The sequence below is a fragment of the Enterobacter sp. BIGb0383 genome, from assembly GCF_003751845.1.
Classification (GTDB): Bacteria; Pseudomonadota; Gammaproteobacteria; order Enterobacterales; family Enterobacteriaceae; genus BIGb0383.
Window position 1 is genome coordinate 434,570 of sequence record NZ_RJKQ01000002.1, and the last position, 24,303, is coordinate 458,872.

Below are 24,303 nucleotides of genomic sequence, written 5' to 3' on the forward strand. Positions count from 1 at the left end.
ATATAACTCCATGTTTCCAGCTAATTTTTGTGTTACGTCATAGAAATAAAGATAATATTATTGATAATTATTTTCATTTGCAATAGCGTATTGGCGCGCTGTGGGAAGCGCGATTCCTGAAGATAAATCATGCCGGAGACTGCACGCCAGCCTTACGGACGGGCCACGCCCGTAGTCACCGGTCATTACCATGCAGCCAGCTCGCCCATTAGGCAAGGATACCGGGCCAGGTCGCGACGAAAAGCAGGACGTACAATGAATAAGAAGATTCACTCCCTGGCCTTGCTGGTCAATCTGGGAATTTACGGTGTGGCACTGCCTCTGCACGCAGAGGAAACCACCGACGCGGCAACCGCTCATGAAGATACGATGGTGATCACCGCCGCGCAGCAAAACCTGCAGGCGCCGGGCGTATCGACCATCACCGCCGATGAAATTCGTAAGAACCCGGCGGCTCGCGACGTCTCCGAGATTATCCGCACCATGCCGGGCGTTAACCTGACCGGTAACTCCACCAGCGGCCAGCGTGGCAACAACCGCCAGATCGATATTCGCGGTATGGGCCCGGAAAATACCCTGATCCTGATCGACGGCAAGCCGGTCACCAGCCGCAACTCTGTTCGTCTGGGCTGGCGCGGCGAGCGTGATACCCGCGGCGATACCGCCTGGGTTCCGCCGGAAATGATCGAACGTATTGAAGTCCTGCGCGGCCCGGCGGCGGCGCGCTACGGCAACGGCGCGGCCGGTGGCGTGGTCAATATCATCACCAAGAAAGCCACCGGCGAATGGCACGGCTCCTGGGATGCGTACATGAACGCCCCGGAACATAAAGACGAAGGTTCCACCCGCCGCACCAACTTTAGCCTGACCGGTCCGCTGGGCGGAGATTTCAGCTTCCGCCTTTACGGCAATATGGCGAAAACGCAGGCCGACGCCTGGGATATTAACCAGAGCCATCGTTCTGAACGTACCGGTATCTACCAGAACACGATGCCAGCCGGTCGTGAAGGTTCTGTAAATAAAGACATTAACGGCATGCTGCGCTGGGATTTTGCGCCGATGCAGGCGCTGGAGTTTGAATCCGGCTACAGCCGTCAGGGCAACCTCTACGCGGGCGATACCCAGAATACCAACAACGACAGCCAGGGAAGTGGCAAAAATCTTGTCCGCTCAAATTATGGTAAAGAGACCAACCGTCTCTACCGCCAGACCTATAACCTGACCTGGACGGGTGGCTGGGATAATGGCGTCACAACTAATACCTGGGGCCAGTACGAACATACCCGCAACACCCGTCTTGCCGAAGGTCTGGCAGGCGGTTTAGAAGGGTTGTTCTCCAGCAATACCTTTAATGATATCGACCTGGGTGATGTTACCCTGCACAGTGAAGTGAGCCTGCCTTTCGAACTGGGTGTTAATCAGAACCTGACCCTCGGTACTGAGTGGAACCAGCAGCTCATGAAGGATATGGCCTCGAACACCCAGGCTCTCCAGGGCGGTAATATCCCGGGCCGCAGCAGCACAGGCCGCAGCCCTTATTCACAAGCAGAGATCTTCTCTCTGTTTGCTGAAAACAATATGGAGCTGACCGACAGCACTATGCTGACCCCGGCCCTGCGTTTTGATAATCACAGCAAAACAGGCAGTAACTGGAGCCCGTCTCTGAACCTGACTCAGGGCCTGAGCGACGACTTTACCCTGAAAATGGGGATTGCCCGCGCCTATAAAGCCCCGAGCCTGTACCAGACCAACACCGACTATATTCTCTACAGTAAGGGCCAGGGCTGCTACCGTGCCCGCCTTGACAGCAACAACAAACAAGTCGGCTGTTATATGATGGGCAACGACAACCTGAAAGCCGAAACCAGCGTCAACAAAGAAGTCGGCCTTGAGTTTAAACACGACGACTGGCTGGCCGGTATCACCTGGTTCCGCAACGACTACCGCAATAAGATTGAAGCCGGTATGACGCCGCTGGCGGAAACCACCTTAGGCACCGTGACCACCGATATCTATCAGTGGACCAACGTGCCGAAAGCGGTGGTTGAAGGCCTGGAAGGGACGCTGAATATTCCGGTTGCCGAAACGGTCACCTGGAGCAACAACTTTACCTGGATGCTGCAGAGTAAAAATAAATCTACCGGCGATCGCCTGTCGATTATTCCGCAGTATACGCTCAACTCAACCCTGAGCTGGCAGGTACAGGACGATCTCTCCGTTCAGTCCACCTTTACCTGGTACGGCAAACAGCAGCCGAAGAAATACGATTACCAGGCGAAGCCGGTCACCGGCTCTGCGGCTAACGAAGTCAGCCCGTACAGCATTGTTGGTCTGAGCGCGACCTGGGATGCCACTAAAAATGTCAGTCTGACCGGCGGCGTGGATAACGTCTTCGACAAGCGTCAGTGGCGTCGGGGTAATGCCCAGAGCACCGGTGGTGATAACGGCTGGATGTATGGCGCAGGCGCAGCAACCTTTAACGAGCCGGGTCGTACCTGGTATATGAGTGTGAACACGCACTTCTAATCCCCATCCGCCCCTCTTCTCACGAAGAGGGGCCGGGAGTTCCCCATGCATACCCGGCATCACACCCTCGTCTTCTCCGGATTTACCCTACATCGCATCGATTTTGATCCCACGACCTTTTTGCAAACGGACCTGCTGTGGCTACCGCACCATACCAGCCTTGCCACCGCAGGACGCAAGCGCCGGGCGGAACATCTGGCCGGGCGTATCGCGGCGGTGCATGCGTTAACGGCGTTCGGTGAAAAAAACGTGCCCGGCATCGGTGAAAACAGAGAGCCGCTCTGGCCTGCAGAACTGCACGGCAGTATCACCCACTGCGGGACCACGGCGCTGGCGCTGGTCGCCCGGCAGCCGGTAGGCATCGATCTGGAAACGGTATTCACGCCAGAATTGGCCGAAGAACTGGCGGCAGAGATGGTGACGCCAGAAGAGCGTCAGCGCCTGGAGGAGAGCGGACTGCCTTTCCCCCTGGCGCTGACGGTCGCATTTTCGGCAAAAGAGAGCCTGTATAAAGCCTTCTCGCCGTTAGCTAAAGCGCTGCCCGGATTTACCAGCGTCAGGGTCATCGCCATTGATGCCCGGCAGATAACCCTGACCTGTCTGGCCGACTTCTCCCCGCAGCTGGCGGGAACCTCCCTGTCGGTTGCCTGGGTTCAGGACCACCAGCAGGTGATTACCCTCGCCAGCTGATATCACATCCCCGGGAACGTCACGCTATTCCCCGGCGCTTCCCGGTGCAGATGGATAAAGTTCAGGTGCCGCTCGTACTGGTCGAGGATATCGGTGATCACCTGTTCTTTACTGTAATCCATCAGATCGTTACCCAGACTGCCCTCCAGCAGGAAGGTTTCCAGCCGGTAATAGTGAGACTTACCGCTGCGTGCCCGTCCGGTAAAGCCAGGAATGGTGTACTGTCGCGGCCAGACCTGATAAACGAAATTATGCTCATCGCCCAGGTTGACCAGCAGTTCCAGATGGCCCAGATTTTCCTCTTCTTCCGGCGGCAGGCTATGTAACTCCACCTGTGCACCGCGCAGCTTCAGCTCCTGAGCTACCTCTTCCATGGCCGGGAAACAGACCGTCTCCATCATCTGGCGGGTGTAGCGGGTGCCAGGATAGTTCATCAAACGCGAGAGACGTTTCTTCCAGCTCAGTCGGTCCTGCACGCCCATAGGTCGTGGAGCCGTATGGCGGCTGGCGCTGGCGCGGCGGTAATCCTCAATCTTCAGGGATTTATAGAGCCCGGCCATCACAAAGAAGATCACAAAGCTAAACGGCAGGCCCATGATCACCGTGGTATTTTGCAGCGCCGAAATCCCGTTGGTCATCAGCATCCCGAGGGTCAACAGGCCAATCACCACCGACCAGAAGATACGCAGCCAGTTCGGCGCATCGCTGTTGATATCCTTCAGCTTCGAGGTGAAGTTCCCCAGCACCAGCGCGCCGGAGTCGGCGGAGGTGACGTAGAACAGCAGACCGGTAATGGTCGCCACCGACGCGCTAAAGGTAAACGCCGGATACTGCGCCAGCAGACTGTAGAACCCACGTTCAGGGTGAGCCATCGCCTCCTCGGCAAAACCCGCATCGCCGTGAATGATCTCGTACAGGGCACTGTTCCCGAAGACCGACAGCCACAGCAGCGTAAAGGTAAACGGAATAATCAGCGTGCCGAGCACAAACTGGCGGATGGTACGCCCACGGGAAATGCGCGCCAGGAACAGGCCAACAAACGGTGACCAGGCCACCCACCAGGCCCAGAAGAACAGGGTCCAGCTGTTCATCCACTCCACCGGACGATCGAAAGCGAAGCTGTTAAGGGTCATCCCCATAAAGCGATTCACATAGTCGCCAACGTTGAGCACCAGCGCGTTGAGCAGGAACGAGGTATCGCCCATAAAGAGGACGAACAGGATCAGGCCCAGGGCCAGCACCACATTCAGCTCGGAGAGAATACGGATGCCTTTATCGACGCCGGATGTCACCGAAATCGTGGCGATAATCACCGACAGCGCAATCAGCGCCGCTTTGGCCGCCATCGAGTCCGGGATATCAAACAGCACGCTCAGGCCGTAGTTAAGCTGCACCACGCCGATCCCGAGGGTTGTGGCGATCCCGAAGATAGTGCCGATCACCGCAGCAATATCCACGCTGTGGCCGATAGGCCCGTTAATCTTTTTGCCAAAGATCGGGTACAGCGCCGAGCGAATGGTGAGCGGCAGATTATAACGATAGCTGAAGTAGCCCAGCGCCATGCCCATCAGGGCGTACATGGCCCAGCCGGTCAGACCGTAGTGGAACATCGTCCAGACCATCGCCTGGCGCGCTGCTTCGATGGTTTGACCCGCGCCTTCCGGCGGCTGCATATACTGAGTGACCGGTTCGGCAACGGAGAAGAACATCAGGTCGATACCGATCCCGGCGGCAAACAGCATCGCCGCCCAGCTCAACAGGCTGAACTCGGGCTTTGACTGCTCCGGACCCAGCTTGACCGAGCCAAAGCGGGAACAGGCGATACAGACCACAAACACAATATAGAGCGTGGCGGCCAGCAGGTAGTACCAGCCAAAAGTGGAAGAGACCCAGTTCAGCGTGCGGCCAATCCACAGCGCAGAAAAGTCACGGAAGAAAATGGTGCACAGGGAAAACAACAAAATCAGTCCTGCCGAGGTGTAGAAAACCACCGGATTGATTTTGTCCTTTTCTCTGGTATTCGTCAGATTCGTCATCGATTACCTCAGACTAAGTAACGGTGACTACTCAGATGAGCAGCTAATGATTTTAAGTAGAAAAACGAGAAATCCATTTTTAACAAAATTGAAATAAAACCCTACTGTTAAAAATGACTTTAGAAATAATATATTGATTCAATTCATTTTTATTTACACCCCTTAACCATACACATCCTTACATAAGCTTAAATCCGTAACAATTAATACACATTTTATATTGAACGTCCAATCAAAAAACGCTTTAATAGATTAACGAAAGTGATGAAAAGAGCCTGTAGCGATGCCAAAAGTGGGGATGCAGCCGATACGTCGGCGTCAGTTAATTGATGCCACGCTTGCCGCCATTAATGAGGTGGGAATGCACGATGCGACTATCGCGCAAATTGCCCGTCGGGCGGGTGTCTCCACCGGGATCATCAGTCACTACTTCAGGGATAAAAATGGCCTGCTGGAAGCGACGATGCGCGATATCACCGGCCAGCTTCGTCATGCGGTGCTCAGTCGCCTGCACGCCCTGCCCGACGCCAGCGCAGAAGAGCGACTGCGCGCTATCGTGGCGGGCAACTTTGACGATAGCCAGATTGGCGGCGCGGCGATGAACGCCTGGCTGGCGTTCTGGGCCAGCAGCATGCATCAGCCGATGCTGTTTCGCCTGCAGCAGGTCAGCAGCAAACGCCTGCTGTCCAACCTGGTCAGCGAGTTCAGCCGCGAGCTCCCTCGCGAACAGGCACAGGAAGCAGGCTACGGCCTGGCGGCGCTGATCGACGGTCTGTGGCTGCGCGCCGCCCTGAGCGGCAAACCGCTGGATCGCAACCGCGCAGAGGCTCTGACCCATCATTTTATTCGTCAGCATTTGCTGACCGACACCGACTAAGCGAGGAGAAATTATGTCCCGAATGGCCGAGCAACAGCTTTATATCGACGGTCGCTACACCGCCGCCACCAGCGGCAACACCTTCGATACCATTAACCCGGCAAACGGCGAAGTCCTGGCAAGCGTCCAGGCCGCTGGCCGCGAGGATGTCGACCGCGCCGTACAGAGTGCCCAACGCGGACAAAAAATCTGGGCCGCCATGAGCGCGATGGAGCGCTCCCGCATTCTGCGCCGCGCCGTGGAGATCCTGCGCGAACGCAATGATGAGCTGGCTAAGCTGGAAACCCTCGACACCGGCAAAGCGTATTCCGAAACCGCCAGCGTCGATATTGTGACCGGCGCGGACGTGCTGGAGTATTACGCCGGGCTTATCCCCGCGCTGGAAGGCAGTCAGATCCCGCTGCGCGACACCTCATTCGTCTATACCCGCCGCGAACCGCTGGGCGTAGTAGCAGGCATTGGCGCATGGAACTACCCGATTCAGATTGCCCTGTGGAAATCGGCTCCGGCGCTGGCAGCAGGCAACGCGATGATCTTCAAGCCAAGCGAAGTGACGCCGCTTACCGCCCTCAAGCTTGCGGAGATCTACACCGAAGCTGGCCTGCCGGACGGCGTGTTTAACGTGCTGCCAGGACTCGGTGCCGAAACGGGCCAGTTCCTGACCGAGCATCCGGGTATCGCCAAAGTCTCCTTTACCGGCGGCGTCGCCAGCGGCAAAAAAGTGATGGCGAATTCGGCGGCCTCGTCCCTGAAAGAGGTGACGATGGAGCTGGGCGGCAAATCGCCGCTGGTGATTTTCGACGATGCGGACCTGGATCTCGCCGCCGATATCGCCATGATGGCCAACTTTTTCAGCTCCGGTCAGGTCTGCACCAACGGCACCAGGGTTTTTGTACCCGCGAAATTTAAGAACGAATTTGAGCAGAAAATCGTTGAGCGCGTGGGCCGCATTCGTGCGGGCGATCTGTTCGATGAAAACACCAACTTTGGCCCGCTTGTCAGCTTCCCCCATCGCGACAACGTGCTGCGCTATATCGCCAAAGGTAAAGAAGAAGGTGCAACGCTGCTTTGCGGCGGCGACGTGCTGAAAGGCGAAGGCTTTGATAACGGCGCCTGGGTTGCCCCGACCGTGTTCACCGACTGCACGGACAAGATGACCATCGTGCGGGAAGAGATTTTCGGGCCGGTGATGTCCATCCTCACCTATGAAAGCGATGAAGAAGCGATTCGCCGCGCCAACGACACGGATTACGGCCTTGCAGCAGGCGTTGTCACCGCCGATCTGAACCGTGCGCACAGCGCCATTCATCAGCTCGAAGCGGGTATCTGCTGGATCAACACCTGGGGCGAATCCCCGGCAGAGATGCCGGTGGGCGGCTACAAACATTCCGGTATTGGCCGCGAAAACGGGGTAATGACGCTTCAGAGTTATACCCAGGTGAAGTCCATCCAGGTTGAGATGGGTAAATTCCAGTCCATATTTTAACCGGGAGGTTTTTTTGCAATTTGACTACATTATTATCGGAGCCGGCTCCGCCGGTAACGTACTGGCAACCCGACTGACGGAAGATCCTGATACTACCGTGCTTCTGCTGGAAGCGGGCGGCCCGGATTACCGACTCGATTTTCGTACCCAGATGCCCGCAGCGCTGGCGTTCCCGCTGCAGGGTAAGCGCTATAATTGGGCCTATGAAACCGAGCCGGAACCGCATATGAATAACCGTCGTATGGAGTGCGGCCGCGGCAAAGGTCTGGGTGGTTCATCCCTGATTAACGGCATGTGCTACATTCGCGGTAACGCGATGGATCTCGACAACTGGGCCGCAGCTCAGGGTCTGGAAAACTGGACCTACGCCGACTGTCTGCCTTACTACCGCAAGGCGGAAACCCGCGATATCGGCGCCAATGATTATCACGGTGCCGACGGTCCGGTCAGCGTGACCACGCCGAAGAAAGACAACAACCCGCTGTTCCACGCCATGGTGGAAGCCGGGGTGCAGGCCGGATATCCGCGCACGGACGATCTTAACGGCTATCAGCAGGAAGGTTTTGGTCCGATGGACCGTACCGTCACGCCGAAAGGCCGCCGCGCCAGCACCGCTCGTGGCTATCTTGACCAGGCAAAACCGCGTCCGAACCTGACGATTATTACCCACGCCATGACCGACCATATTCTCTTCGAAGAGAAGCGCGCCGTTGGCGTAGAGTGGCTGGAAGGCGACAGTACAATACCGTCGCGGGCCACGGCACGCAAAGAGGTCCTGCTGTGCGCGGGCGCGATTGCGTCACCGCAGATCCTGCAGCGTTCCGGTGTCGGCAGTGCCGCACTTCTGGAACAGGTCGGCGTGCCGCTGGTACACGACCTGCCAGGCGTCGGGGAAAACCTGCAGGACCATCTGGAGATGTATCTGCAGTATGAATGCACCCAGCCGGTCTCGCTCTACCCTGCCCTGCAGATGCACAACCAGCCGAAAATTGGCGCGGAGTGGCTGTTTAACGGCACCGGCGTCGGCGCCAGCAATCACTTTGAAGCCGGCGGCTTTATCCGCAGCCGCAGTGAGTTTGCCTGGCCGAATATTCAGTATCACTTCCTCCCGGTGGCGATTAACTACAACGGCTCCAACGCGGTAAAAGAGCACGGCTTCCAGTGTCACGTTGGCTCCATGCGCTCCCCGAGCCGTGGGCACGTGCAGCTGACGTCGCGCAACCCGCACGATGCGCCCGCAATTCTGTTTAATTACATGTCCAGCGAGCAGGACTGGAATGAGTTCCGTGACGCTATCCGTATCACCCGGGAGATTATCAACCAGCCCGCGCTGGATGCTTATCGCGGTCGGGAGATCAGTCCCGGTATCGAATGCCAGACGGATGAACAGCTGGATGCCTTTGTCCGCGACCACGCCGAAACCGCCTTCCACCCGTGTGGCACCTGCAAAATGGGCTATGACGAGATGGCCGTGGTGGATAACGAAGGACGGGTTCACGGGATGCGGGGATTAAGAGTGGTGGACGCCTCGATTATGCCGCAGATTGTGACCGGCAACCTGAACGCCACCACGATTATGATCGGGGAAAAAATCGCCGACGCCATTCGCGGTAAGGTGCTGCCGAGAAGCGACGCGCCGTACTATGTGGCCGGAGACGCACCGGCGCGGAAAACGCCGCTGCGTTAACCAGATAAAGCCTGCATTGCGCAGGCTTTTCTTTTATTCGCAGCTAGCGAAGCGCCAGCGCCGTTTCCGCAATACCCTGAGCATCAAAACCGTGGTAGCGACGCAGGAAGCCGCGATCCGCTGCCGCCGCATACTCCCCGTCGGGGATCCCCAGACGCTTGAGCCGAATGCCCATCGCCTGCTCGGCCAGCACTTCCGCCACCAGACTGCCCAGCCCGCCGTTCACGTTATGCTCCTCGACGGTAATCACCGCTTTGCAGCCCGCCAGCGCCTGTGCCAGCGCCGCCGTATCGCACGGGCGAATAGACGGGACGCTAATCACCTTCGCCTGCACGCCCGCATCCGCCAGCAGCGTAGCCGCATCCACCGCTTCATGAACCGTCGATCCCATCGCGACCAGCGCCACGTCGCCGTCTTCGCGCAGCAGGTTTACCGCGCCGGGCACAAAGCGATAGTGCTCGTCATAGAGTTCCGGCAGGGCTTTGCCGTCCATGCGGATATAGACCGGGCCTTCATACGCCAGAGCATAATCGATAATCTGGCGGCACTCCCGCGGCGAAGACGGGGCAAAAATCTGGATATTGCCGAAACCGCGCATCACCGAAATATCATCAATCGAATGGTGAGTGCTGGCCAGCGGTCCGTAGCTGCCACCGGCGTTCAGCCCGAAGAGTTTCACGTTGGTGTTGTTGTAGCAGATATCGACCTTAATCTGCTCGTTGGCGCGGGAGATCAGGAAGGGTGCGGCATTACAGGTTACCGCCACCTTACCGCCCAGCGCCAGCCCGGCGGCCATCCCAACCAGACTCTGCTCAGCAATACCGACATTCACCAGCCGGTCGGGGAAACGTTTAATAAAGGGCGAAATTTTGGCCGTGGAGGTCGAGTCCGCCACCACCGGGACCAGATCGATACCCCGATCGACGGCGTCAATAAACGCGTCCACCATCACCGTGGCTAAGTGTTCTGCATTACTCATCTTTCAGTTCCTCCAGCGCCAGTTCAATTTCTTCACCTTTCGGCACCCGGTGGTGCCATTCGGGACGACCCTGAATAAAGGAGACGCCCGCGCCTTTGGTGGTGTGCGCGATAATCACATTAGGCTTGCCGTTGGCGGTCAGCCCTTCAATGGCTGAAACCACCGACGCCATATCGTTGCCGTCGCACTCGGTCACCGCCATCCCGAAGGCGAGCCATTTTTCCGCCAGCGGATCGGTATTCATAATGTCGCGGGTGGCGCCCGCCAGCTGGAGATTATTCTTGTCGTTGATAATCACCAGGTTATCGAGACCGTAATGGGCAGCGGCCAGCGCGGCTTCCCAGTTACTGCCTTCGGCCAGCTCACCGTCGCCGGTTACCAGGAAGATACGGCGGCGGCTGTTGTTTTTCTTCGCGGCCAGCGCCAGTCCAACCGCGACCGGGAAACCGTGGCCCAGTGCACCGGTATTCAGCTCAATACCCGGCGTTTTCTGCTTCACGGGATGGCCCGGCAGATGGGAGTTGGGGTGCTGATAGGTACTCAGCCAGTCAACGGGGATAAACCCGGCTTCCGCCAACACGCAGTAGTAGCAGCCCACCGCATGGCCTTTTGACTGGATATAAATATCCCGCTCGTCGTCATCGAGCCGGTCGGGTGCCACGTTGAGGATGCGAAAATAGAGCGCGGTCAGCAGTTCGACCTGAGAGAGATCGGCCCCGGTATGGCCGCCTGCGGGACTATTGGCATTGAGCCGAATAATATGTCGCCGCACCGCCCGTGCTTTTTGTTCCAGCGTTTTAACATCGTCGTTGTAGGGATTCATCTAACACCTCTGAATTTTATTTCACACTCGAATATTTATTCCGTTAGTCACAAAAAAAAGCCCGGGAAGCCGCCTTTTTATCCATCCCACCGCCATCAATAGCAACAGGGTATGTTCAATCGCATTGAATATATATTCATTATCGATTCTTTATTCAATTATGGTATTCTCTTTCCGGGTTTGTCTATAGTGGATTGCGCGAATTGATAATTTTTTGTGTTGTATCACACTCAGAGGCCCGCATTTGTCGCGTATCATAGGAACGAGCCTGTGGCTTCACACTGTTGATTTTTATTGAGGAATTGTATGGCTAAGCAGGATGAACAACGCCTTCTGGTTAAAATTGCTAATCTTTATTATCTGGAAGGTCGCAAGCAGTCCGATATTGCCGAATTGCTCTCCCTCTCGCAGTCTTTCGTCTCACGCGCTATCAGCCGCTGTCAGAAAGAAGGGGTCGTTAAAATCAGCGTCGTGCAGCCGTCTAACATCTTCCACAATCTCGAAAAAGGGATCGAAGAGCGCTACGGCATTCGCCAGGCCATCATCGTCGATGCCGAAGAGGATGCCAGCGATCAGGCCATCAAGCGCGCCATAGGCTCCGCTGCCGCTCACTATCTGGAAACGCGCCTGCGGCCTAAAGACCTGGTGGGTGTCTCCTCCTGGAGTTCAACTATTCGCGCCATGGTCGATGAGGTCCACGCCCAGAACCTGAAGGCCAGCGGCGTGATCCAGCTGCTCGGCGGCGTCGGCCCGAATGGCAATGTCCAGGCCACGATCCTGACGCAAACCCTGGCCCAGCAGCTTAACTGTCAGGCCTGGCTGCTGCCGTCGCAGAGCATCGAAGGCTCGATGGAAGAGAAAAACCGACTGATTGCCAGCAAAGACGTGGCCGAGGTCACCGCCCGCTTTGACGATGTGGATATTGCTATCGTCGGCGTTGGCATTCTGGAACCTTCCCAGCTGCTGAAAACCTCCGGCAACTATTATCACGAAGAGATGCTGCAAACGCTCGCCACCCGCGGTGCCGTCGGCGATATCTGCCTGCACTACTTCGATAAGCAGGGCGATGGGGTACTGCAAAACGACGAAGATCCGGTGATTGGTATGGAGCTGAGCAAAGTCAAAAAATGCCCGAATGTGGTCGCTCTTGCCGGTGGCGTTGAAAAAGTTGCCGCGATCAAAGGCGCGATGAGCGGCGGCTATATCGATGTGCTTATCACCGATTACCACACCGCCCGTGGCCTGATGAAAGCCTGATCTCAGGATTATTTGCCTTCGGGAGAACGCCAGTTCCCCGGAGGTAAATACGTTAGTATTTCCTTTAATTTCATACCATTACCCCTCCGCCTTATTTTTCAATTCTCCTGTCTCTCGTTGCCCATTTGTTAACCGATATTGTGATTCTTAGCACAATTGCCGATTTTGCCTGTGGCTCATCGCAAATTATCTGGCTAAGGTATTAAATAAATAATCAATACCGAATATATATTCACAACCAATAAAAACCGCGTGGATGAAGTGCGTATCAGCGAACATCTGGAGACAAGGTTATGCGGGCACACAAAGAGATTATTATCGCCCTCGATGAAGGGACAACCAACGCCAAAGCCGTTGCGCTGGATGGCCAGGGAAAGGTTATCGCCAAATTCTCCCGGCCGCTCACTATTGAAACGCCGCGTGAGGGTTGGGTTGAACAGTCCGGCGAGATGCTGGTCGAGGCTTCTCTGGATGTGCTGTCCCGCGCCATCGCTGAAGTGGGGACCGAGAACGTCGCGGCTCTCGCCATCAGCAACCAGCGGGAAACCGCGATTGGCTGGTATCGCAGCAACGGCAAACCGCTTGCCAGCGCCATCACCTGGCAGTGTTCCCGTAGCGCAGAGTTCTGCGAAGGTCTGCGCCGCGATCGCCTTGAGCAGCAGATCAAATCCACCACCGGCCTGCCCGTCGCCCCGCTCTTTTCCGGCTCGAAAATGCGCTGGCTGCTGGAATCCGTACCCAATGGCCTGGCGCTGGCAGCCCAGGGCGAGATCTGTCTTGGCACCATCGACAGCTGGCTGCTGTGGAACCTGACCGGCGGCGACGCCTTCTGCTGTGACTACTCCAACGCCGCCCGTACCCAGCTGCTTAGCCTGCACAGCGGCGACTGGGATGATGAGATGCTGAACATCTTCCAGATCCCACGCGCCGCGCTGCCGGAAATCAAACCCTCCAGCGGCCTGTTTGGCGTCACCCGTGGGCTGAAGAATATTCCCGACGGCATCCCGGTGATGTCGATGGTCGGCGACTCCCATGCGGCCCTTTTCGCCCATGCGATGGGTAAACCGGGCTGCGTCAAAGCCACCTACGGCACCGGCTCCTCGGTCATGGCGCCGGTCAGCTCCGCCCAGTGCGATATTGACGCGCTGGCGACTACCATCGCCTGGCACGACGGGGAACAGATCGTCTACGGGCTGGAGGGCAATATCCCTCATACGGGCGATGCCGTGGCGTGGATGGCCGACTGCACGGGGCTGAATGAACTGAGCGACGCTGAACGCCTGCACGCGCTCAACACCCTGCCCGCCTCGGTTGAATCGACGCTGGGCGTCTATTTTGTTCCGGCATTGACCGGGCTTGGCGCGCCCTGGTGGGATGAGAGCGCCCGCGGGGTGATCTGCGGCCTGAGCCGTGGCGTCAAACGCGCACATCTGATCCGTGCCGCGCTGGAATCTATTACCTATCAGATTGCCGATGTGGTGGTCGCCATGCGCCAGCATGCGGATTTCACCCTGAGCGCGCTGATGGTTGACGGCGGCCCGACCGGCAACGACTGGCTGATGCAGTATCAGGCCGATCTGCTCGGCTGCCCGGTGATGCGCAGCGACGTGCCGGAACTTTCCGCCATTGGCGCAGCCCTGCTGGCCCGCAAAGCGGTCAGCGCAATGTCACCCGACGAAATGCAGCAATTCCTTTCCGCCCACGGCGCGTTCCAGCCAGATATGGCGCGCCACGGACGATTACAAAAGCGCTGGCACCAGTGGAAAAACGCGGTTGAACGTACTCGATGGAAGGCAACGGATGCGCGCAGGGAAAGCGTAAAACCGCAGGCATAACCCTACCCGACAAAAACAATACAGAGAGAACATCGATATGAAATTACCTTTAAACCTGTTAACCGTCGCCGTCCTTGGCGCCTTCTCCTTCGCCGCTAACGCCGCAGAAAAAGGCACCATCCTGATTATGGTCAACTCACTGGATAACCCTTACTACGCGTCAGAAGCAAAAGGGGCCAGCCAGAAAGCGCAGCAGCTGGGCTATAAAACCACGGTGCTTTCCCACGGCGAAGACGTGAAAAAGCAGAGTGAGCTTATCGATACCGCCATCGGCCAGAAGATCCAGGGCATTGTGCTGGATAACGCCGACTCAACGGCAAGCGTCGCGGCCATTAAAAAAGCCAAAGATGCCGGTATTCCGGTGGTGCTGATTAACCGTGAGATTCCGGTTGATGACGTCGCTCTGGTCCAGATCACCCACAACAACTTCCAGGCCGGCTCTGAAGTCGCCAACGTATTCGTCGAAAAAATGGCGGAGAAAGGCAAATACGCCGAGCTGACCTGTAACCTGGCGGATAACAACTGCGTTACCCGCTCCAAATCCTTCCACCAGGTGCTCGACCAGTATCCGGATATGGTCAGCGTCGCCCGCCAGGATGCGAAAGGCACCCTGATCGACGGCAAACGCATTATGGACAGCATCCTGCAGGCGCACCCGGACGTTAAGGGCGTGATCTGCGGTAACGGCCCGGTGGCACTGGGCGCGATTGCCGCCCTGAAAGCTGCGGGACGTGATGATGTGGTGGTGGTCGGCATTGACGGCAGCAATGACGAACGCGACGCCGTTAAAGCCGGAACGCTGAAAGCCACGGTCATGCTGCAGGCCCAGGGGATTGCAGCCCAGGGCGTAACCGACCTCGATAACTACCTGCAAAAAGGCACAAAACCCGCGAAACAGCGCGTGATGTTCCGCGGCATCCTGATGACGCAGGAAAACGCCGACAAAGTACAGGATTTCAATATCAAGTCCTGAGTTAACGCAGTCGCGCCCCTTCGGGGGCGCAGAGGAGAAGGTTATGTCCAGAAAAATCTGGCTGCTGGCGGCCATTCTGGGGCTGGGCGGCTGCCGCATTGTCTCTCAGCAGGAACTTGCCGACCTGAAGTCACCGCCTAACCCGCATATGGCGTCGGTCGCGCAAACCTGGAAAAACACGCTGGTGCCTCAGGTCGTGCGCGATGCACGCCCCCTGCCGGAGCTGATGACGTCCCTGCGCGCCGCGCCTGACTTTTACAGCGCCTGTAAAACCCTGGGCTATCGTTCATCCGACGAAAATCCGTGCATCTTTTACGTCAGCGTTCAGGGCACCGTCAGCCGCCTGGATACCAAATCCCGCAGCGGCAAAATGACCCTGCGTGAAGACAGCGGTGAGAACGTGGTGGTCCAGATTGGCCCGACCCTACGCGGCACGCTGCTGCGCGACGGCTTTAAGGGTGCCAGCTACCAGGACTTCAATGACCAGGTGCTGTTCGGTGAATATGGCCGCGCCATTAACGACCAGGCCGTTAACGCCATCCAGGCCGCGCAGCTGAAAGAGGGTGAAAGCCGCCTGATCTACGGCGTCTTCTCCGCCTGGGATACGCCGCAAACGGTGCCGGAGATAACACCGGTGCAGATCGTAGCGCGGGAGGCTGCCCAATGAAACCCGATAATTCAGCCCCTGAAGCGCTGTCGGACGTGATTATCGAGACGCGCAATGTCTCGCGCGTCTATCCCGGCGTGGTGGCGCTCGACGACGTCAACTACCGGGTTTATCGCAACAAGGTCAACGTCCTGATTGGCGAGAACGGAGCCGGTAAGTCGACGATGATGAAAATGCTCGCCGGAGTAGAAACGCCCTCCTCCGGGCAGATTTTCCTCGACGGCCAGCCCGTTACGCTCGGCTCCACCCACCAGGCGGAAAAACAGGGTATCAGCATTATTTTCCAGGAGCTGAACCTGTTTCCCAATATGAACGTGATGGACAACATTTTTATCGCCAACGAGTATTTCCAGCGCGGGCGGATTAACGAGGCATACCAGTATCAGCTGGCAAAATCGTTACTTGAACGGCTGGAGCTGGATGTTGACCCGCTCAGCCCACTGGGTGAGCTGGGGATCGGCCACCAGCAGCTGGTTGAGATTGCCCGCGCCCTGTCGAAAGACACCCGGGTACTGATTATGGACGAACCAACCTCGGCGCTCAGCCAGTCGGAAGTGAAGGTTCTGTTCAACGTTATCGAGCAGCTTAAGCGCCGCGGCGTAACCATTATCTATATCTCCCACCGGCTGGAAGAGCTGATGGAGATCGGCGATCACATCACTATCTTCCGCGACGGACGCTTTATCGCCGAACGCGATGTGTGTGACGCCAGCGTGCCCTGGATCATAGAACAGATGGTCGGGGATAAGAAAAAGCACTTCGACTACCAGCCCGCCCCGCAGGGTGCGCCGGTCCTGAAGGTTAACGGCCTTACCGCCCTGCACCAGAGCGGCGGCTATCGTCTGAACGACGTCAGCTTCAGCCTCAATAAAGGCGAAGTGATCGGCATTTACGGCCTGCTAGGCGCCGGGCGCACGGAACTGTTCAAAGGGCTCATCGGCCTGATGAGCTGTCAGCAGGGCGAGATCCACCTTAACGATGAGCGTATCGACAAAGCCCAGTTTCACACCCGGCTGAAGAAGGGGCTGGCGCTGGTGCCGGAAGATCGTCAGGGCGAAGGCGTCGTTCAGATAATGTCTATCCAGTCCAATATGACCCTTTCCGACCACAGCCTGAAGGGCTTTCGCCGCGCATGGCGCTGGCTGAATCCGCACAAAGAGCGGGATAACGTTAACGACATGATTGCCCAGCTGGCGATTAAAGTCAGCGACCCGGAGCTGCCGGTCACCTCCCTGAGCGGCGGCAACCAACAGAAGGTCGTACTGGGCAAAGCCCTGATGACGCAGCCGCAGGTCGTCTTGCTGGATGAGCCAACCCGCGGCATCGACGTCGGCGCAAAAACCGATGTCTATCACCTGATTGGCCGTATGGCCCAGCAGGGGCTGGCGGTCATGTTCTCCTCCTCGGAGCTGGACGAGGTGATGGCGCTGGCGGACAGAATTCTGGTGATGGCCGACGGACGTATCGCCGCCGACCTGCCCCGGCACGCGGCCACCCGGGAAAAACTGATTGCCGCGTCCACTCCACAAGATTAACCAGGCTGGAAACCATCATGAACCAGAAATATATGATTTACATGTACCTGCTGAAAGCCCGAACCTTTATCGCCCTGCTGCTGGTGATCGGCTTCTTCAGCGTGATGGTACCGAACTTCCTGACGCCGTCGAACCTGCTGATCATGACCCAGCACGTGGCGATCACCGGCCTGCTGGCGATTGGCATGACCCTGGTGATCCTCACCGGTGGGATCGATCTCTCCGTCGGCGCGGTCGCCGGGATCTGCGGTATGGTCGCCGGTGCGTTGCTGACCAACGGCCTGCCGCTGTGGAACGGCAGCATCATTTTCTTTAACGTCCCGGAAGTGATTGCCCTGGTCGCACTGTTCGGTATCTTCGCCGGGTTTATCAACGGGGCGGTGGTGACTCGCTTTGGCGTCGCGCCGTTTATTTGTACCCTCGGCATGATGTACGTCGCTCGCGGTTCAGCCCTGCTGTTTAACGACGGCAGCACCTACGCCAATCTCAACGGTATCGAAGCGCTGGGCAATACCGGTTTTGCCACCCTGGGTTCCGGCACCCTGCTGGGCGTCTATATCCCTATCTGGCTGATGATCGGCTTCCTGGTGCTGGGCTTCTGGCTGACCACCAAAACGCCGCTGGGCCGCTATATCTACGCCATCGGCGGCAATGAATCCGCCGCCCGTCTGGCCGGTGTGCCCATTATTAAAACCAAAATCTTCGTCTATGCCTTTTCCGGGCTCTGTGCCGCGCTGGTCGGACTGGTCGTGGCCTCGCAGCTGCAAACCGCCCACCCGATGACCGGCAATATGTTCGAAATGGACGCCATTGGCGCAACGGTGCTCGGCGGCACAGCGCTGGCGGGCGGTCGCGGGCGGGTTTCCGGGTCGATTATCGGGGCCTTCGTCATCGTTTTCCTTGCCGACGGCATGGTGATGATGGGCGTCAGCGACTTCTGGCAGATGGTGATTAAGGGCGTGGTGATCGTCACCGCCGTCATCGTCGACCAGTTCCAGCAGCGCCTGCAAAACAAGGTCATCCTGCTGCGCCGCCACGACGAAAAAATGGCGGCAGCGCCCTCTTCGGAAGCGACGCCGGGTTAACACGCTATTTTACCGGGCGCGGGCGCGCCCGGACTCTTTAAAGGAAGGAGCACGTTCATGCAACGAAACTTTGAGCAAAAAACCGTGGTGATCACCGGAGCCTGTCGCGGAATTGGGGCCGGGATCGCCGAGCGCTTTGCCCGCGATGGCGCACGCCTGGTGATGGTGTCCAACGCTGCACGGGTCCATGACACGGCGGAGAGCCTGCGTCAGCGTTACCATGCCGATATCCTCTCCCTTGAGGTGGATGTCACCGATGAAGCCCAGGTGCAGGATCTCTATGCCCAGGCCGCCGCACGCTTTGGCACTATCGACGTCTCGATCCAGAACGCTGGCGTGATCACCATCGACTACTTCGACAAGATGCCGAAGGCCGATTTTGACAAGGTGCTGGCCGTAAATACCACCGGCGTCTGGCTCTGCTGTCGTGAAGCGGCGAAATATATGGTCAAGCAGAACCAGGGCTGCCTGATTAACACCTCTTCCGGCCAGGGCCGCCAGGGCTTTATCTACACCCCGCACTATGCCGCCAGCAAAATGGGTGTTATCGGCATCACTCAGAGCCTGTCTCAGGAGCTGGCACCCTGGAATATCACGGTAAACGCCTTCTGTCCGGGCATTATCGAAAGCGAAATGTGGGACTACAACGATCGCGTCTGGGGGGAAATTCTCAGCACCGACGAAAAACGCTACGGCAAAGGTGAGCTGATGGCCGAATGGGTAGAAGGCATTCCCTTAAAACGCGCCGGAAAACCGGAAGACGTCGCCGGGCTGGTCGCCTTCCTGGCCTCTGACGACGCCCGCTATATCACCGGCCAGACCATTAACGTTGACGGCGGCCTGATCATGTCCTGACGGACCCTGCTCATCTGCAACGCCATTAAGGAACGCAATAAATGATTGCCAAAAACTTCTCACAGGAACTCTTTAGCCTCAGTCAGCGGGTCGCCTTTGTTACGGGCGCGGGTAGCGGTATCGGCCAGACCATTGCCTGCGCGCTGGCCAGCGCCGGGGCGAAGGTGGTGTGTTTCGACGTGCGTGAAGACGGCGGACTGCGCGACACCGTTAAGCATATTACCGATATCGGCGGTGAAGCCAGCCTGTTTACCGGCGATGTCCGCCAGCTTAGTCATCTTCGTGACGCGGTTGCTCAGGCGAAAAGCCAGTATGGTCGCCTCGATATTGCGGTGAATGCCGCGGGTATTGCCAACGCCAACCCGGCGCTGGAGATGGAAGCCGAGCAGTGGCAGCGGGTGATTGATATCAACCTGACCGGAGTATGGAATTCCTGTAAGGCCGAAGCGGAGCTGATGGCCGAATGCGGCGGCGGGTCGATTATCAATATCGCCTCCATGTCCGGGATTATCGTGAACCGGGGGCTGGAGCAGGCGCATTACAACAGTTCCAAAGCCGGCGTGATCCATCTGAGCAAAAGTCTGGCGATGGAGTGGGTCGATAAGCATATCCGCGTCAACAGCATCAGCCCTGGCTATACCGCCACGCCGATGAACACCCGCCCGGAGATGGTACATCAGACCCGCGAGTTTGAAAGCCAGACCCCGATGCAGCGCATGGCAAAGGTCGAAGAGATGGCCGGTCCGGCGCTGTTCCTTGCCAGTGACGCGGCCTCGTTCTGCACCGGCGTTGACCTGGTGGTAGACGGCGGCTTTATCTGCTGGTAATCGCTGCGCAAACAGGCCGCACGTCGGTGCGGCCTTTCCCACCTATACTAAAGCAAAACCCCCGACGCGAGCAGAACCATGCCTCTACCCGACTTCCACGTTTCAGATCCTTTTACCCTCGGTATTGAGCTGGAGCTGCAGGTGGTAAACCCACCGGGATACGATCTGAGTCAGGACTCTTCGGCGCTGATTGCGCGTCTTGCGGGTGAGATAAAAAGCGGCGAGGTTAAACACGACATTACCGAAAGTATGCTGGAGGTCGCGACCGGCGTCTGCCGCGATATTCATCAGGCCCATGCCCAGCTCAGCGCGATGCAGCATTCAATTCTGCGCGTGGCGGCTGAACGGCACGTCGGTATCTGTGGCGGCGGAACCCATCCGTTTCAGCAGTGGCAGCGTCAGGAAGTCTGCGCCAGCGAACGCTACCAGCACACTCTGGATATGTTTGGCTACCTGGTGCGCCAGTCGACGGTGTTTGGTCAGCATGTGCACGTCGGCTGTGCCAGCGGCGACGAGGCGATCTATCTGCTCCACGGCCTGTCACGCTTTGTACCGCACTTTATCGCGCTCAACGCCGCCTCGCCCTGGCTACAGGGAAGTGACAGCAGCTTTGACTGCGCCAGGCTAAACCTGTTTTCCGCCTTTCCCGACAACGGCCCGATGCCGTGGGTTGCAAACTGGGATGAGTTTCGCAGGCTGTTCCGCCAGCTGAGCTATACCAGCATGATCGACAGCATCAAGGATCTGCACTGGGACATTCGCCCCAGTCCGCATTTCGGTACCGTGGAAGTGAGAGTGATGGATACCCCGCTCACGATCGGGCGGGCCATCAGCATGGCGGGGTTTATTCAGACCCTCGCCCACTGGATTCTGGCAACCCGACCGTTTAAACATCAGCCTGAAGATTATCTGCTGTATAAATTTAACCGTTATCAGGCGTGCCGCTTTGGATTACAGGGGATGCTAACGGATGTGCATACCGGCAACCAGCGCACTATCGGAGAAGATCTTACTCATTTGCTGGAGAAACTCGACGCGTTCTCCGACACCTTTCACGCCGCCAGCGCCCTGGACGATATTGCCCGGCTGGTCAACACCGCCGACAGCGAGGCAAAAAGAATGCGCGATTTTGTCAGCGACGGCGGCTCGCTGATCGGCCTGGTACAGCGGCACTGCGAAATCTGGGCGGCCGATTAGCCGCCCCGTGTCACCTTATCTCGCACCTTCCCGAACCGCTCCGCCAATAGATGCGCCGGAATGGCACTGGCGGAACCGGCGCGTCAGCCGCTTCTCAATTTCAACGATAATGAACATCGCACCGGCAACGCCCAGAGTCAGCAGCCAGAACTTCAGCGGCAGCGCGGCGGTGCCAAACATGGACTGCATAAACGGCAGGTAGACAATCGCCAGCTGCAGCAGAAGCAGTACGCCGCTCACCAGCCAGATACCTTTGTTCTTCAGCAGGCCCGCGTTTAACGAGAAGCTGTCGCTGCTGCGGCAGTTGATCATATACACCCACTGCGCGGTCACCAGCATCTGCAACAGCACGGTGCGAATAAACTCCGGAGAATAGCCGCGAGGCTGCAGCCAGGCTTCAAGCATAAAGGCGCTGACGGCAATCATGGTCCCGACAAAGGCGACGCGCCAGATAGCAAATGCGTCCATCACATGGCGGCCGGCCTGCCGTGGCGGACGATGCATGGCATTGCGCTCTGCCGCTTCGAAGGCCAGACCAAAGGAGAGCGTCACGGACGTCGCCATATTCATCCACAGGATCAATACCGGCGTCAGCGGAATAAGGTTGCCCATCAGCAGCGCGATAATAATCAGCAGCCCCTGCGCCAGGTTGGTCGGCATAATAAACAGGATGGTTTTTTTCAGGTTGTCGTAAACCCGACGCCCCTCTTTAACCGAGCTGGCAATGGTCGCAAAGTTATCATCGGTGAGGACCATATCGGCAGCCTCTTTGGTGACTTCCGTCCCTTTGATGCCCATCGCGATACCGACATCCGCCTGACGCAGGGCCGGGGCATCGTTAACGCCGTCGCCGGTCATTCCGACCACTTCACCGTTATCCTGCAGCGCTTTGACCAGACGCAGCTTATGTTCCGGGCTGGTACGGGCGAAGATATCGAATTCCAGCGCGGCTTTTGCCAGTTCGCCGTCGCTCATTTTCTCCAGCTCATAGCCGGTAACCGCCTGCTCGCTGTTGCCGATCCCCAGCATCTGTCCAATACTCATGGCCGTTTGCGGGTGATCCCCGGTGATCATTTTTACGCGAATACCGGCGGTCTGGCAGGCGTGAATAGCCTCAATGGCTTCAGGGCGCGGCGGATCCATCATCCCGGCGATGCCGAGGAAGATCAGACCGTTACGCAGACATTCGTGGGTCAGCGGACCCGCATCGGCCTCGGCGGGTTTACTGGCCGCAGCCACCATACGCAGACCCTGCCGCGCATAGCGCTCCATCTCAGCTTCCCAGTAATTTCGATCAAAAGGCGCAATCCCCTGCTTCGTTTGCTGCTGCTGACAGAGTGCAAAAATAACGTCCGGGGCACCGGTCACCAGCACCTGCTGCGCGTCGCCAATCTGATGATGCGTCGCCATATATTTATACTGAGAATCAAACGGGATTTTGCTGACCAGCGACGTGCTCACCGATGCCAGTCCGGCCTTTGCCGCCAGGACCTTCAGCGCCCCTTCGGTTGGCCCGCCGCTGATCCCCCACAGGCCGCGCTCATCCTGAATAAGCTGGCTGTCGTTACAGAGATCGATAGTGCGCAGATAACTTTCCAGCAGCGTGCCCGACTGAACCTGGACCGGCTCGTCGCTGCCTTCAAGATAGAGATGTCCCTGCGGCTCATAGCTGTCACCGTCGACGCGATAGCGGCAGTCGGCGGTGATAATCGCTTTCACCGTCATTTCGTTCATCGTCAGGGTACCGGTTTTATCCGAGCAGACCACCGTCATCGCCCCCAGGGTTTCAACGGAAGGCAGCTTGCGGATAATGGCGCGCTTGCGGGACATCGCCTGGACGCCCAGCGACAGAATAATGGAGATAATTGCCGGCAGACCTTCAGGTACGGCCGCCACGGCCAGGCTTATCAGCGATACCATCAGTTCACCGATGGGCATATCGCGGAACGCCAGGCTAAAGGCGAACAGCGCGCCCATCATGGCGAGGATAATATAGAAAATCGCTTTGCCCAGTTTATCCATCTGCACCAGCAGCGGCGTGCGGTGTTTTTCGATACCGGCCATCATCTGGTTGATATGGCCCAGCTCGGTCTCCTGACCGGTGGCAATCACCACGCCCATACCGCCACCCGCGCTGACGGTGGTCCCGGAGTAAAGTAAATTGGTCCGGTCACCGAGAGGCAGCTCCCCCACCAGCTGGCAGCTGTGCTTGTCGACCACCGTGGATTCGCCGGTCAGAATCGCTTCTTCGACCCGCAGGTTATGTGCTTCGATAATGCGCAGGTCGGCCGGAATGCGGTCCCCCGCGCGTAGTACCACAATATCGCCCGGCACCAGCTGGTGCGTTGGCACCGTTTCATGGCGGCCATTGCGCACCACGCGGGCGTCGCTGGAGAGCATATTGCGGATGCTCTTCAGCGATTTCTCCGCGCTGTTTTCCTGAATAAAGCCAATCATGGCGTTGATCACAGTCACACCGAGGATCACAAAAGTATCCACCCAGTGGCCCATGACCGCCTTGAGCGCCGCCGCGGCCAGCAGGACGTAGATCAGTACATCGTTAAAGTGGGAGAGAAAGCGCAGCCAGCCCGGCTTGCCTTTTTTTTCCGGCAGCGCGTTAGGGCCATACTGCGTCAGACGCTCTGCGGCTTGTGCCGGGGTCAGGCCATCCGGCTGGCTCTGGGTTTGCGCCAACACCTGAGCCACAGTCTGCTGATACGCATGGCCGGAATGCGCTTCGCCAGCCGAAGTTATATTTCTTTTGGTCAAGGTGGGATTTCCTTTTACAAGTCCGTGGGGTGAAAGCCAGAATTCGTTTCCGGCCTATAACATCTATATTTAGATGCCGTTTATTTTGTCGCTACGAAAATTGATCAAACGCAACTAAATTAGCAGTAACATCATCAACACTGACGTCATAAAACATTTAATGCGTTAATCATACCCACTATTTTTAAACCTCAACTAA

18 protein-coding genes are annotated in these 24,303 nt (G+C 57.6%); 14 read left to right on the forward strand and 4 right to left on the reverse strand.

The features are described from left to right. The first annotated feature begins 255 nt into the window (after nt 1–255). Both EDF81_RS10470 and entD read left to right on the forward strand, forming a co-directional pair. Nucleotides 256–2,526: a TonB-dependent siderophore receptor gene (locus EDF81_RS10470; RefSeq protein WP_123348081.1), complete on the forward strand. Its 2,271-nt coding sequence runs from the start codon at nt 256–258 to the stop codon at nt 2,524–2,526. A 45-nt stretch (nt 2,527–2,571) separates the two neighbouring features. Next, nucleotides 2,572–3,216, forward strand: a complete 645-nt coding sequence (entD, locus tag EDF81_RS10475) for an enterobactin synthase subunit EntD (protein WP_123348082.1) — start codon at nt 2,572–2,574, stop codon at nt 3,214–3,216. Between the two features lie 2 nt (nt 3,217–3,218). On the opposite strand, the gene EDF81_RS10480 is transcribed toward entD, so the two are convergent. Beyond that, entirely contained in the window at nt 3,219–5,252 is a 2,034-nt protein-coding gene (locus EDF81_RS10480) for a choline transporter (protein WP_123348083.1), read from the reverse strand. Nucleotides 5,253–5,535: 283 nt separating this feature from the next. On the opposite strand from EDF81_RS10480, the gene betI reads away from it, so the two are divergent. Genes betI through betA form a run of 3 tightly spaced genes read left to right on the forward strand, consistent with a single transcriptional unit; the run spans nt 5,536 to nt 9,302 of the window. Continuing rightward, nucleotides 5,536–6,129: a transcriptional regulator BetI gene (gene betI, locus EDF81_RS10485; protein WP_123348084.1), complete on the forward strand. Its 594-nt coding sequence runs from the start codon at nt 5,536–5,538 to the stop codon at nt 6,127–6,129. 13 nt (nt 6,130–6,142) lie between these two features. Then, nucleotides 6,143–7,615 carry a betaine-aldehyde dehydrogenase gene (gene betB, locus EDF81_RS10490; protein ID WP_123348085.1) on the forward strand — a complete coding sequence of 491 codons (1,473 nt, stop codon included), beginning with the start codon at nt 6,143–6,145 and terminating at the stop codon, nt 7,613–7,615. A 13-nt stretch (nt 7,616–7,628) separates the two neighbouring features. Then, nucleotides 7,629–9,302 carry a choline dehydrogenase gene (gene betA / locus EDF81_RS10495; protein ID WP_123348086.1) on the forward strand — a complete coding sequence of 558 codons (1,674 nt, stop codon included), beginning with the start codon at nt 7,629–7,631 and terminating at the stop codon, nt 9,300–9,302. 43 nt (nt 9,303–9,345) lie between these two features. On the opposite strand, the gene EDF81_RS10500 is transcribed toward betA, so the two are convergent. Beyond that, nucleotides 9,346–10,281, reverse strand: a complete 936-nt coding sequence (locus tag EDF81_RS10500; protein WP_123348087.1) for a transketolase family protein — start codon at nt 10,279–10,281, stop codon at nt 9,346–9,348. Next, nucleotides 10,274–11,104, reverse strand: a complete 831-nt coding sequence (locus tag EDF81_RS10505) for a transketolase (RefSeq protein WP_123348088.1) — start codon at nt 11,102–11,104, stop codon at nt 10,274–10,276. Before EDF81_RS10505 ends, EDF81_RS10500 begins: the two co-directional genes overlap by 8 nt. Before the next feature lie 306 nt (nt 11,105–11,410). On the opposite strand from EDF81_RS10505, the gene EDF81_RS10510 reads away from it, so the two are divergent. The 9 genes from EDF81_RS10510 (at nt 11,411) to EDF81_RS10550 (ending at nt 21,335) form a co-directional block, all read left to right on the forward strand. Next, nucleotides 11,411–12,361 (forward strand): sugar-binding transcriptional regulator, encoded by a 951-nt coding sequence (locus tag EDF81_RS10510; protein WP_123348089.1) that lies wholly within the window; start codon nt 11,411–11,413, stop codon nt 12,359–12,361. A gap of 293 nt (nt 12,362–12,654) precedes the next feature. Continuing rightward, complete coding sequence (locus EDF81_RS10515; RefSeq protein ID WP_123348090.1) at nt 12,655–14,196, forward strand: FGGY family carbohydrate kinase; 1,542 nt, start codon at nt 12,655–12,657, stop codon at nt 14,194–14,196. Nucleotides 14,197–14,233: 37 nt separating this feature from the next. Beyond that, nucleotides 14,234–15,169 carry a D-ribose ABC transporter substrate-binding protein gene (locus EDF81_RS10520; protein WP_123348091.1) on the forward strand — a complete coding sequence of 312 codons (936 nt, stop codon included), beginning with the start codon at nt 14,234–14,236 and terminating at the stop codon, nt 15,167–15,169. A 43-nt stretch (nt 15,170–15,212) separates the two neighbouring features. Beyond that, nucleotides 15,213–15,836, forward strand: coding sequence for a DUF2291 family protein (locus tag EDF81_RS10525; protein WP_123348092.1), 624 nt, complete (start codon nt 15,213–15,215; stop codon nt 15,834–15,836). Beyond that, nucleotides 15,833–17,371, forward strand: a complete 1,539-nt coding sequence (locus EDF81_RS10530; protein ID WP_123348093.1) for a sugar ABC transporter ATP-binding protein — start codon at nt 15,833–15,835, stop codon at nt 17,369–17,371. The genes EDF81_RS10525 and EDF81_RS10530 overlap by 4 nt, the downstream gene beginning before the upstream one ends. A gap of 17 nt (nt 17,372–17,388) precedes the next feature. After that, complete coding sequence (locus tag EDF81_RS10535) at nt 17,389–18,456, forward strand: ABC transporter permease (protein WP_123348094.1); 1,068 nt, start codon at nt 17,389–17,391, stop codon at nt 18,454–18,456. 57 nt (nt 18,457–18,513) lie between these two features. Next, nucleotides 18,514–19,311 (forward strand): SDR family oxidoreductase, encoded by a 798-nt coding sequence (locus EDF81_RS10540; RefSeq protein ID WP_123348095.1) that lies wholly within the window; start codon nt 18,514–18,516, stop codon nt 19,309–19,311. A gap of 41 nt (nt 19,312–19,352) precedes the next feature. Beyond that, on the forward strand, nt 19,353–20,138 hold the full coding sequence (locus tag EDF81_RS10545; RefSeq protein ID WP_123348096.1) for an SDR family oxidoreductase: 786 nt from the start codon (nt 19,353–19,355) through the stop codon (nt 20,136–20,138). A 78-nt stretch (nt 20,139–20,216) separates the two neighbouring features. Continuing rightward, nucleotides 20,217–21,335, forward strand: a complete 1,119-nt coding sequence (locus EDF81_RS10550) for a YbdK family carboxylate-amine ligase (protein ID WP_123348097.1) — start codon at nt 20,217–20,219, stop codon at nt 21,333–21,335. A gap of 15 nt (nt 21,336–21,350) precedes the next feature. Here EDF81_RS10550 and EDF81_RS10555 read toward each other — a convergent pair whose 3' ends face one another. Beyond that, nucleotides 21,351–24,104, reverse strand: coding sequence for a cation-transporting P-type ATPase (locus tag EDF81_RS10555; RefSeq protein WP_123348098.1), 2,754 nt, complete (start codon nt 24,102–24,104; stop codon nt 21,351–21,353). Nucleotides 24,105–24,303: the final 199 nt, after the last annotated feature.